The organism is Acinetobacter sp. CIP 64.7 (assembly GCF_000369745.1).
In the GTDB taxonomy this organism is placed as follows: domain Bacteria; phylum Pseudomonadota; class Gammaproteobacteria; order Pseudomonadales; family Moraxellaceae; genus Acinetobacter; species Acinetobacter fasciculus.
This window is the reverse complement of record NZ_KB850177.1, coordinates 29,355-41,739: the sequence shown is the minus strand read 5'-3', so window position 1 is coordinate 41,739 and position 12,385 is coordinate 29,355. Positions and strand designations below refer to the sequence as shown.

Annotated in this window: 6 protein-coding genes and 1 pseudogene; 5 read left to right on the top strand and 2 right to left on the bottom strand. The window is 37.6% G+C overall.

Going from position 1 to position 12,385, the window contains the following annotated elements:
- Nucleotides 1-198 precede the first annotated feature (198 nt).
- The 5 genes from F890_RS00200 to drmB are packed head-to-tail and all read left to right on the top strand — an operon-like array spanning nt 199 to nt 9,752.
- On the top strand, nt 199-1,056 hold the full coding sequence (locus F890_RS00200) for a hypothetical protein (protein ID WP_005265398.1): 858 nt from the start codon (nt 199-201) through the stop codon (nt 1,054-1,056).
- On the top strand, nt 1,053-2,432 hold the full coding sequence (locus F890_RS00195; RefSeq protein WP_005265397.1) for a hypothetical protein: 1,380 nt from the start codon (nt 1,053-1,055) through the stop codon (nt 2,430-2,432). Before F890_RS00200 ends, F890_RS00195 begins: the two co-directional genes overlap by 4 nt.
- A complete protein-coding gene (locus F890_RS00190) occupies nt 2,433-4,172 on the top strand; it encodes a nuclease-related domain-containing DEAD/DEAH box helicase (protein WP_005265396.1) in 1,740 nt (579 codons plus the stop codon).
- A 17-nt stretch (nt 4,173-4,189) separates the two neighbouring features.
- Nucleotides 4,190-7,891, top strand: a complete 3,702-nt coding sequence (locus F890_RS00185; RefSeq protein ID WP_005265395.1) for a helicase-related protein — start codon at nt 4,190-4,192, stop codon at nt 7,889-7,891.
- On the top strand, nt 7,884-9,752 hold the full coding sequence (drmB, locus tag F890_RS00180; protein ID WP_005265393.1) for a DUF1998 domain-containing protein: 1,869 nt from the start codon (nt 7,884-7,886) through the stop codon (nt 9,750-9,752). Before F890_RS00185 ends, drmB begins: the two co-directional genes overlap by 8 nt.
- A 27-nt stretch (nt 9,753-9,779) precedes the next feature.
- On the opposite strand, the pseudogene F890_RS17805 reads toward drmB, so the two are convergent.
- Both F890_RS17805 and ltrA read right to left on the bottom strand, forming a co-directional pair.
- A pseudogene (locus tag F890_RS17805) lies at nt 9,780-9,986 on the bottom strand (transposase domain-containing protein); the annotation flags it as partial.
- 118 nt (nt 9,987-10,104) lie between these two features.
- Nucleotides 10,105-11,766, bottom strand: a complete 1,662-nt coding sequence (gene ltrA, locus F890_RS00175) for a group II intron reverse transcriptase/maturase (protein ID WP_005265392.1) — start codon at nt 11,764-11,766, stop codon at nt 10,105-10,107.
- Between the last annotated feature and the right edge of the window lie 619 nt (nt 11,767-12,385).

Here is a 12,385-nt window from a genome sequence, read left to right as displayed (position 1 = left end):
GTGCGATTACAAAATCAAATTTAAATTAATTATTATTTGAATTTTAGATAAAAAATTCATAAATTTTCACGTAGATACTAGACTATTATTTTTAATAATATTATGGTATTAGGGAGGGCAATATGATTTATAGTAAACTGAAAAAACAATTTCCTGCTAAAAAGCATTTTAAAACTTAATTTAAATAAAATCGTGAAAATGAATTTAAATAACTTTCCAAGGCAATACCAGCTACTTTATGCCTTATCAAAAAGCTTATTCGTAGATAACGAGTTCAAATGTATTGCTATTATCTCAAAAACACCATACTTAACAGCACTTGCAGCTTGCCATGGTGCAAAAATTGAAATAAAGCCTCCTTATGCACCAAATACCTGCTTACTACTTCCATGCGAAAAAGATAACAAGAAATACGTTCATGCAGTAATAGATAATACTGAAGACTTTGATGGTCAGAAATACTATTGGTATAGATACCGTAAAGTACGCTCAAACTCCATCTCCGAACCGGTCAGATATGCAAAACCTAGTATTTACCTTGAAAAATATGGAAAAATTTTTCCACATAAAACACCTCAAAATTGGTTAGGTAAACATGATATCTCTTCAGATGATATACGCAACTTAACTAATTCTTTTTATCCAGCACTTATAGGTCATGATGCGAAAGCTAAACTTGATTATTGGAAAAAAGTGCCTCTATTCATACCAAGTACCCTTAAATTAACAATGGAATGCCTACTAAATTTATCCTCTCAGAATGGTAAGTTTTCTGACATAAATGCCTATTCTCCTAAAAGCTTTGACTTTAAAAGATTTGAGAGTCAGATTTGGATTAATGATGTTCCTGAAAATATTGAACAAGGGCGCTTCCTGATCATACTATCTCCCACCCATAACCGTTACCAAGATTTAATTTCACAAGTAAATGATCTTTATGCAAATAATAGGCTTACCTCTATAGAACCTCAAAGTATTCCATCTAATTTACTAAAACTTGGTATTACAAATAGAGCCTTATTAGTTGCCACGCTCATGCGGGAATCAATATCATGAACTCTTTTTTTCCAAACTTTGAAAATACTACTATTATTTCAGCACCATATAGATATGAACCTTTAATATTTTTCATTAATGCGATCAAACATTTACAATCCATCCATAGTGGAGAATATCAAATTTCCACTGTATTGGATCAATGTTATCTGCTATTAAATAAATTTATTTCAGCAAAAGAAATTTTTGAAGATGAATTAACTAAAATAAGAGATGCATGTAAAGGTCTTAGGATTAAAGGTTATCGTACTGAAATAATCAATACGGCTAAAATAATTTTCGATTCAGTAAAATTTATTGAAATCAGCAATATAATATTAGAAACATTAGAAAATTTAATTCTCAACAATAATGAAGAAATGTATGGATTGTTAGTTGAATCAACAGATCAATGGCAGTATTTTTCTCCACTACTTCAAAAAAATGGTCTACATGGTTTTGTGCAACCAATCTTCCCTAAAATTGCCAGAGAGCAATATTTTGACATACCGATTATCACTTTTCTTCCAGCAAAATGGATACCTGAGTTAATTACGCTCCCCCCTTCTGAAACATTTATTCTTATTCATCCAGAAAACTCATTTATTCATGGTGTTGGCACATCAATATTTAAGGCCCCCAATAATCAATCTTTAGAAATTACTACCGACAACCTAAATTTAAAAAAAAATGAAGTGATATCAGTTAAGTCCAGTCAGGAGTTTTATTCAAAATTTTCAGCACTTTACTCTCAAGAGATGATTGAAAACTCTGACACATCTTCATTCACAAATTGTGATCAACTACTCCTAAAAATAGAAATTACTGATCGTCACAATAAAACCAAATTTATAGAATGTAATAAGGAATATCTTGTAATTTCCAAAGATGGAAAAATCAAATATTCAAATTTTGAAAATAATGAGCAAATTCAAGATATAAAATACATTGTTGATAAAATTGATACATCTTATTTAACTTCAGAAGATTTAAAACGCAAACAGAACCTAATTATGGAAAAGTGGAAAAAACCATTGCGTGATCATATTAATATCGAAAAGCTTGCACAGGAATTAACAAAGCTAGGAGCAATAAGAGCAAATGTTCCTAATATTAAGAACTGGTATGACCCAGAAAATATTGCTCCAAGAAGCTACGAGGATTACAGAGCTGTTTTATCATTTTCTGAAATTACGGATAAGCATGAGATTGAACGGTTCTTTGAATTTGCTCGAAAACGGAGGGGGGACTCTATTAGTGAAGGGCATTATAAAAAAGTCATTGGCCTAGAGATTGTCAAAGACTATTTAGAGAGTATTAAAAATAATGAACCATTAAATTCAGACTATAAAATTCAAGGTATTCAATTTTCACTAATCGCTTTAGGAAAACAATAAATGCCAAAGATGATTCCAAAACGAATTGACCCAAATACACCAAGCCCAGGAGAAATAGAATTCTTTACGAGAATTTCTCTAGAAGAAAATATTTCAGATTGGACTATCCTTCACTCTTTGAATATTGCTCCAACTCATCATCAAACTAGAATAATGGGTGAAATAGATTTTTTAGTTATCATTCCTAAACTAGGAATGATAGCAATTGAAATTAAAGCACACCGTGAAATTCGAATTGAAGATGGTATTTGGTTTCTAGGTAGAAGTGATCAGAGTGGCTCTAGAAACCCCTTTGTACAACTTAAGGATACAATGTTCAGCCTTCAAAAATATATTTCAAACAATAATGTATTATTAAAAGAGATTCCAATATTCCCATTGGTCATTTTTACTCATTGCGAAGTAACACTTGAGAGTGTTGAAGTTGACAGAACTAGTTATGCATCAAGTAAAGAATTTAGAAGTGGGCAACTATCCGAACTGCTGAAAAAGAAAATTTCACTTGCTCGTGAAGAATTACTTAAAAAGAACTCAGCACAATGGCTACGATATAACCCTGATCGACCTGATGAAAAAGATATTTCAAATTTAATTAAACTACTTCGCCCAAATCTAGAATTAAGTCATCAAGTTGCTAATCATAGTGAAACCATTGAAAAAGAATTATTAAAATTTACGGCTGAACAATTCGATGCACTAGACTCTTTAGCAGATCATTCATGTGTCTTGTTTAGTGGTCCTGCGGGGACAGGTAAAACGTTTATAGCTATAGAGTCTGCTATTAGAGCTGCAAAAGAAGGTAGCAAAGTATTATTCATTTGTATGAATAAGCTGCTTAGTGAACATCTAAAAAAGCAACTTAATGGTTATGCCAACATAACTGTCTCAACTTTACATGCCTTATTAAAGTCTTATGACCCTAAAACTTCTCCTAGCATTGAGGATCAATATAATTATTGGAATAACGAGCTGCCTCAATTAGCTTACTCTAACATTATCAATAAGTCAGAGGATGGCTCATATGACCTTCTTATTATTGATGAAGCACAAGATATTATTGGAAATAATCTATGGTTAGACTGTCTTGATCTACTTTTAGATAAAGGACTCACCTATGGTAAATGGCATATTTTCGGTGATTTTGTATATCAATCTATCTATAGTAAAAATGTTTCTGAGTCCGAATTAATTGATAATCTAAGAAAAAGAAATCCAAGTTTTATAAATTATAAACTTTATAAAAATTGCAGAAATACAGAGTCATCTTCTCGTCGAAGTCTAAATTTGCTTGCAATGGACTCACCATACAAAAGTTATCTGCGTTCTCAGTCTTCAATTTTAGACTCTCAGTACTATATGTATTCTAATGATTCTGAACAATTAAAAAAATTGAATGAAATTCTGAAAACTTGCTTAAAAGAAGGTTTTAACTATTCGGATATAGTTATCTTATCCAAAGTAGCTGAATCAAAAAGTTTAGCACATAAGAATAAAGAGCTCCTAAATGCTAAAGTTTATACTTTAGACCCAGATGGTTTGAGCTATACATCAATACATAAATTTAAGGGGCTTGAAGCACCAGTCATTATTCTTATAGATTTTGATGAAATTGAATCGGAGGAAGCACAAAAAATGATGTTTACCGGGGCCACAAGAGCAACTGATTCTGTTCACTTTCTCTTTCATAAAAAGATTGAAAAGACATTTCAAACACGATTTAAAAAAGCATTAAATAAGTAATTCGGAGGGAATAAACTATGAGAGATGGTGCTGATATTAGAGATAATATAGTTTTAAAAACATTGCACGAAGAATTGGTTGGTCCTTGTGCTTATGGAGAAGAGATAGATGTAATCAATCCCCCAACAATTTCAGCTGAGTTAAATACAGTTTTTGTAACAAAAACAGATAGAGAAGAGATCCTAAAGGTTTTTCCAACTCAAAGATATGGTGTTGGTGTTATCTATCCACAGGATATGGAGTTAGAATCTAATAGCTCAAAAGAACTTCCAGCAGTAATACCGGAAGATTTAGACGAGTCAGAAAATGAGTTTGATGGTATACAGAATAACAAACAAATTAATAGCATTAGACAATCAAGTGATGATGATTCTAACGATTTTGATATTGCACTAACTAATAGTAAAGCTCCATCAAGTATTGGTCTTTCATTTCTGCTTGATCCAAAACTTACCGATGAAATCGTATTTGAAATTTCGGGTGCTTTTTATAAAAATTTTAAAATTAATATACAACGGACAAGCCAAATACAAGAAACTTGGTGGTATAGAAAACCAATTAAGATTAATTTCAAAAAGAAAATTTCAGAGCTAAATAAAAACTTTAAATTTAAAATAGCTAATGAATCTAATAATCCTGAGGATTTACTAAATTCTTTTTATATCGAAGGCGTTAAGAGAGAGCATAAAGGGAAGTTGCTAATAACTGTAGCAGTGGTTAATCGTCATACATTAAATGCTTCTTTCATTGAAAAAAATCAGAAATGTATGTTCCAAACACAGCTCCGAGTCATCGTACCGAATATTGACTCACCAGCTATTCTTCCCTATCCAGAACTAGAAAATGATTACCTGAGTGAAGATGAATTAAGCAATCGCTTGCTATATAGAAATGCCCCAGTTTTCGCAAAAGGCCATGGAGTTGCTTCAAACTGGAATAGTACCCCATATTCTGAAACGAAAGCAGTAACCTCTGTTTTTACAGAATCTCTACCCTCTTTTGAAACACCTAGTATCTCAGCTGAAGTTGAAATTGATAATAATAATAGTCTAGTTATTTCTATGGAAGCTCTAGCAAACTTTGAAATAGGTGGCGAAGGTGAGCAACAAATCAAAGCTCTCATAAGCGCTTACTCTAATTGGATTTCCCAAAAATTAGAAAATATTAACGCATTGGGCTTAGATTCAAAGTTACAAAAAACAGCTGAAACTCATATTAGAAACTGCCAAGAAGCCTTAGTTCGCATTGAAGCAGGATATTCTCTAATTAAAACAAATTTAAAAGTTCGTCGTGCATTTCAACTTGCGAATAAAGCAATGTTGAATCAACAAAAACATGCACCTAAGTCAATCCGAGAAATAGGATTCGACCAAAATGGACATCCTTATGTAAAAACACCATTTAAAGAAAATACAGGTGCCAAAGGAATATGGCGTCCTTTCCAAATTGGTTTTTTGCTTATGTGTATACAAGGAGCTATTGACAATACTCATGTAGATCATGAAAAAGTAGACCTTATCTGGTTTCCAACAGGAGGTGGTAAAACTGAAGCATATCTAGGACTTGCGGCATTTACTTTAATCTACAATCGATTGGAAAATGGAAATGAAGCTGATGGTGTACATGTCTTAATGCGTTATACCTTGCGTCTTTTGACGGCACAGCAACTTCAGCGTGCTGCAACTCTCATATGTTGTCTTGAAGCCATACGTCAAGAAGAAAAAATTCCAGGAAAACGATTTAGTATCGGGCTTTGGGTTGGTGGGGAAAATACGCCAAATAAGCGCTCTCAAGCAATTACAAAGCTTAATGAATTAAAATCGAATCTTAAGAAAAAAAAGGAAACTAATAATCCATTTTTGATTGACAGATGTCCATATTGTGGGACACAAATGGGGATTGTTAATATTAATGATAATTCGAAAGTTGTTGTTGGGTACAATGAAAGTAAAGAATCTAATTCAGTAATTTTCTCTTGTGTTGATACCAATTGTCTTTTTCACAAACAAATCCCCGTTTTTGTAATTGATGAAGATATTTACGATGAACGTCCTTCAGTAGTTATTGGAACAGTCGATAAGTTTGCAATGCTTGCTTGGCAACCCAAAATACGTAGTATTTTTGGTTTAGACGATAATGGAAAAAGATGTGCATTACCACCTCAACTAATTATTCAAGATGAGCTTCATTTAATCTCAGGCCCTCTTGGATCTATGGTCGCTCTATATGAACCACTTATTGAGAAATTATGCTCAGAAGATTTAAATGGTATTATTCGAAAGCCCAAAATAATCTGCGCTACTGCTACAACTAAAGGATATCGGGAGCAGATAGATGGAATATATGGACGTAAAGATGTAAGTATATTTCCTCCACCTGGACTTGATGCAGAAGACTCATTTTTTGCGAAATATTCAAGAGATTCAGAAGGTAAATTACTGCCAGGCCGTAAGTATGTAGGTGTATGTGCACCAGGTCTAGGATCAATCTTGACCACACAAGTCCGCACACAATCTGCTCTACTATTTGCTGCTAACAGAGTTGAAATTGAGCAAAGGGACCCATGGGTAACACTACTTTCTTTCTATAATAGTATTAGGGAGTTAGGTGGGGCAATCACCCTATTCCAATCCGATATTGTTGGTTATTTATTAGAGCAAAAGAGACGATATCCAAGATGGGTCCTTCCTAGAAGAATTTACCCAGACCAAGGGATGGAACTTACTAGCCGATTAAAGGATGATGAAATCCCGAAAGCTATAGTTGCTCTGGAAAAAAAGCTTAACTTATCTGATTTGAGTGACATTTACAAAAATCTAGGTGGTGAATTAAAAGATCTAGAACGCAAATACCCTGAGCTGTCGAAATACACATCACAACTAACTCAACGTATTGAAAGAGAGAATAAAATCTGGTTGGAAGATTATTACTGTCTAGAAAATATAAAAATGTACCTTACTAGACAAAATACCCAATTAAAGCTCCCAAAGAACTGTAAAAAACTATATGAGATATGCATCAATTATAATGTACGAGCATTTTGTTTAGCCTCAAGTATTATTGAGGTTGGTGTTGACATTGATCGATTATCATTAATGTCTATTATTGGTCAACCAAAAACCACTGCACAATACATTCAGGTATCAGGTCGTGTTGGTCGAAAAGCTGATGAGCGTCCAGGTTTAGTAGTCACTATCTATAATAACTCGAAACCACGCGATAAATCTCATTACGAAGATTTTAGAGGCTACCATCAAAGACTTTATGCAAAAGTTGAGCCCTCATCCGTTACTCCTTTTTCTAGACCTGCAATAAAAAGGGGGCTAGGAGCTATTACTATTGCTAATGTACGTCAAACATCCCCTATAGATGCCAAGCCAAGTGATATTGATAAATCTTTAATAGTAAAATGGGTAGATGAGCTATTTAAACTTAGGGCTCATTCAATGACTCAAGATGAACAAACTCATTTAGCCAGCTTCTTTGATCATTTTTTAAAACGTTGGGATAAGATAAAAACTACGTACAATGAATGGGGGCAATTAAAACGTGATAGTGAACCAGCACAACAAGATCTTTTACTTCCACTAGGTACTGCTCGTAGCGCCAAAGCTAAAATATGTTGTCCAACTAGTATGCGTAATGTCGATAAAGAATCTAGTTTATGGATAACAGGAGTCTATGACCAATTTGAAGAAGAGGATGATTGGGATGAGTAAAAAGAGTGAAGTTAAAACACGAAAAGGCCAATTAATTCATACTTTTGGCCCTGGTGCTATGCAAATCAATAAAAATGGTATCTCCATGATAGCATGCGGTTTAGATTATTGGTTTACTCAAGATGGAACACTTGAACCTTTAAGTAGTGGCGTAATTAATCAACAATATAAATTTAATGATGAACGCTTGGCCCATAAATTAGGAGTAGATCATTTTAGAATACCTCCTGATGAAACTACTTTAGATGGTCATCAAAAATTGCGGAGCCCTATTCCTGCAATTAGATTTCCATACTGGCACATTTGTAGCAACACAAGTTGCCAACGCCTAGTTAGAATTTCACCAACGAGTGAAGATGAACATAGATGCGAACATTGTAAAGCACCAGTATATCAATCCCGTTTTGTCTGTGCTTGTCATAATGGACATTTACAAGATTTTCCATGGTTTGAGTGGCTGAATAGCCATAACAATTCTGATTGTAATGAATCGACTTGTAAATTAGCACTTGTAGGCACAGGTAGTACTGCAATTTCGGGTGTAAAAGTTAAATGTTTGACACATGGTTCTAGACCAGTTTCACTTGCGGGTATCTTTACCAAACCTCCGGAAGGAGAGGCGGGACCATCATCAATATTTAAAGATAATGGTATTCAATGCTTGGGACACAAACCTTGGCTAGGATGTAACAGCTTCGAACCTTGTAGTCAGCCACTATTTGCTGCTTTAAGACAAGCAAGTAATATTTATTTTTCCAAAACAGATTCTTCGATTAAAATTCCAATAAACGAAAGCAACCAAAATGATGAGCTAGAGGAAAAATTTGAAAATTTACCTTTGAGTTCCAAGGAAATGATCAATACTTGCGGTGATATAGAGCAAAAAGTTAATTTGATGAGTATGGCTACTGATGGCATATATTCAAAAGATGAGATATTTGCATTTTTTAATGATCAACAGAAAGATGAGCAAACTACAGAATTACCAACTACTGATACAAAGTATAAATTTCAAGAATATCAACACCTCCTTGATATTGCCACTAAAGGTCCTTTAATTACCAAACCTCTAGCAATTGACACTTTTGAGATGTGGTTTCAAGACTGCTTTTCCGCAGTTACTCAAGTTAAAGAGTTAACCATCACAAATGCATTTTATGGGTTTGACCGTATAGAACCGCAAACAAATCGAACAATAGATAATTATAAAAAATCTTTACGAGAATCTACTAATGGTGATGCAAACTGGTTACCAGCAGTTCAAGTCCATGGTGAAGGAATTTTTCTTCAATTTAATCTAGAAAAAGTTAAGCAATGGTCTTTAAATTTTGAAAAGGGACAAGCTTTTAGAACCCTTATTGAAAAAGCAAATAAAGCTCCTCTTTTTCAAAATATTGGAGAGATTGGTCCAGCATTCCTTTTAGTTCATACTTTTTCTCATCTTTTAATTAACCAACTTATTTTTGACTGTGGATATAGCACTGCATCTTTAAGAGAAAGACTATACGTAAGTAATACTCCTGAAATAGAAATGTGTGGTCTTCTGATATATACCGCAGCTGGTGATAGTGAGGGATCATTGGGAGGGCTTGTTCGCATGGCTGAGCCTAGTGTCTTTCAACCAGTCATCAAAAAGGCTATAGAAAGCTCTAATTGGTGTAGCTCAGATCCTATTTGTCGTGAAGTCGGAGATAACGGTGGTCAGGGTCCTAATGGCATGAACTTAGCTGCTTGTCACAATTGTGCATTATTGCCTGAAACCTCATGTGAGGTTTTCAATTCACTACTTGATAGAGGCTCTATAACAAGCAAAGACCTGAGCGGTAATGGTTATTTCGACGATTTTTTTACTGAATCGTAAGCGTCCGCTGAGCCCCATAGCTATTTTTTAATTTGAGTTGGGTTTCCATCGGTGTGGCAGTAATTCTTCTATTTGGGTGACTTTATGTGTCGGCAGCCTTTTTAGCATATCACTTAAATAGGCATACGGATCAAGCCCATTCAGCTTTGCTGACTGAATCAGCATCATGAGGTTCGCCGCTCGCTGACCACTGCGTAGCGAGCCAGCAAACAGCCAGTTCTTACGCCCCAAGGACGCATCTGATTGTCGGGTAGTCAGACGCAGTTACCTACGTCCAACCCCCTAAGAACCGTGCATGCGAGTTTCCCAGCACACGGCTCAAGCCTCTGCTAAGGCGCCATTCGGCACCCGGTTATACATCGTTGACATTGGCAAACTGAACACTCCTCGGACAATACAGATGGTAAATCTCAAGATTAGCAACTGCATCCGTTCCACCATGACTTAGCTTCACAATATGACGGCTGTGCCATGGTGTATCTTTGGTGACTGGTTTAAGACAGGCGCAGCAGCGACCACCTTGTTTTAGCCACACCCGATACAGCTTGGCTCGCCCCTTTGCGGAGACCAGCATTCTTTTACCCCATCGGGATTCGAAGTACTCATCCCATGCGGGGTCATGAGGGTTAGCAGCAGCCTTGATCTTGATATGTCGCACAATTGGCGTGTCCGAGGCAGACACTAATGTGTATTGTCGCTTCCGACCATCGGCGGACTGTTCATCACATGAGAACACCCATCGACGCGCTCCTTGTACTTTGAAATACCGATCTTTGACCCATCGGAGTGTCTTGCGAGGGTGGCGACGTACAGCCCATCGCCAGAGCATTTCCCACACTGCGTTGTCTACCTGGTTGAAAACCTTCTTGGCAACGACATGACTATGATAGTTGGCCCAACCCCTTAGAATCGGGTTGAGCAAACCGATCAAAGTGGCCTGTCGTGTCGCTTTGTTTGCATTGATTAATGCTCGCAGCTTGTCAAGATGAGCGCTGATGTTTGCCTTTGACGGCTTGATCAGTAGCTTGCCGTTGTACTTACGTACGTTCCAGCCAAGAAAATCGAACCCGTTCCCTATGTGCGTGATTTTGGTCTTTTCCTGAGAGAGCACGAGACCGCGCTGCGCCAGAAATTCAACCACGGCAGGACGAACTTCATTTTCGAGCCACTCTTTAGAATACCCCGTGATGATGAAATCATCCGCATACCGTACCAGTTGCAGCTTTTTGCCTGTCCATTTGGCGTTAGAGAACCTCTTCGCCAGCATCGTTTCCAGTCCGTCCAAGGTCATGTTGGCCAGCACCGGGGAGATAATACCTCCTTGCGGTGTTCCGGAACGACTGGGAAACAGCTTGCTTTGGTAGACGTAACCGGCTTTGAGCCATTTCCGTAGAATCACCTTGTCCATTGGGAGGTTGGCGATCATCCAGTCATGGCTGATATTGTCGAAACAGCCTTGAATGTCACCCTCTAGCACCCACTCCGCACTTACTTTTCTTGACAGCACACCAAAGCACTGTGCTGCAGCATCCGCGGTTGAGCGTTGCGGTCTGAACCCATAAGAGTTCCGATCAGCGATGGTCTCCGCGATGGGTTCCAAAGCCAGCAGATGGAGCGCCTGCATGGCCCGGCATTTCATCGTGGGTATCCCGAGAGGTCTCATCTTGCCATTTTTCTTCGGAATAAGGACTCTCCGAAGCGGAAGGGGCGTGTAACCTCGCCTCTTCAACGACATCATCGCACCGGTCTTGGCCTTGGGTGTATTCCAAGTCACCTTGTCGACCCCAGCCGTGTTTTTGCCTTTGTTTTCAGACACTCGTTTGACGGCCAATGCTTTGCCACTAAACGAGTGAGTCAGCAGCCATTGCAAAGCTTTCGCCTTGTTATGCCTGCCGTCTTGTACCGCCTTCACAATACGCGCTTGCAGCCCTCTGACATGACGCTGTACAGCAATCCAATCGATGCTGTCCCACGATGTGCTGGAAGGTGCACACGCTGATACTGCTGCATTCATTTGCTCTCCCTCCATTAAAAGGGTTCTACACACTCTCTTGTGATGAGAGACCATAAGGACGTCAGCCCGCTTTCGCGTGGGGTAATGTTTCAACCTCTATCCAACCCATTACAGACTGGCATTCGCTTTTTCCTCGTTCCTTCGCCCGCATCACCATGGGCAGTTTTTGCAAACTGCTTTCCCAATGGGAGTAATACGGGATTTCCACGTTCCGCTTACTGAAGTACATCGGCTTAGGTGCCTGCTATCGACCGGGAGGCGTATGGGTCACGAATGCGTAGTCGAAAGACGCAATTCCCACCTCCATTACCGTTTTGGTTCGAGCGTATCAGCCATTTCCGCCGTTCAACTTAACGATCGTTACGCAGATTCACATGTGTTCACCATACCGATTATCTAGCCCTTGTCCGGCTATGGCTGCCAGAAGGGTACGCCTCTCACGATTGATACCCCGCACCTTGCGGTGCCTCGTTACATTGTCGAAGGCGCTCTTTATTCAGCCTTCTAGATTCACCCGGTGACACGGGTGGTTCCCGCAGGGGGAACAACTTCATTAAGCGACTTCGTGTCGCACTTCGATCCAGTTGTTGTCTATAGGTAAATTGATCCTAGCCAAAAT

Bases quoted from the DNA above. Each gene is read 5' to 3' on its own strand.
- F890_RS00200 (WP_005265398.1), top strand. From the start codon at position 199: ATGAATTTAAATAACTTTCCAAGGCAATACCAGCTACTTTATGCCTTA.
- F890_RS00195 (WP_005265397.1), top strand. From the start codon at position 1,053: ATGAACTCTTTTTTTCCAAACTTTGAAAATACTACTATTATTTCAGCA.
- F890_RS00190 (WP_005265396.1), top strand. From the start codon at position 2,433: ATGCCAAAGATGATTCCAAAACGAATTGACCCAAATACACCAAGCCCA.
- F890_RS00185 (WP_005265395.1), top strand. From the start codon at position 4,190: ATGAGAGATGGTGCTGATATTAGAGATAATATAGTTTTAAAAACATTG.
- drmB (WP_005265393.1), top strand. From the start codon at position 7,884: ATGAGTAAAAAGAGTGAAGTTAAAACACGAAAAGGCCAATTAATTCAT.
- ltrA (WP_005265392.1), bottom strand. From the start codon at position 11,766: ATGAATGCAGCAGTATCAGCGTGTGCACCTTCCAGCACATCGTGGGAC.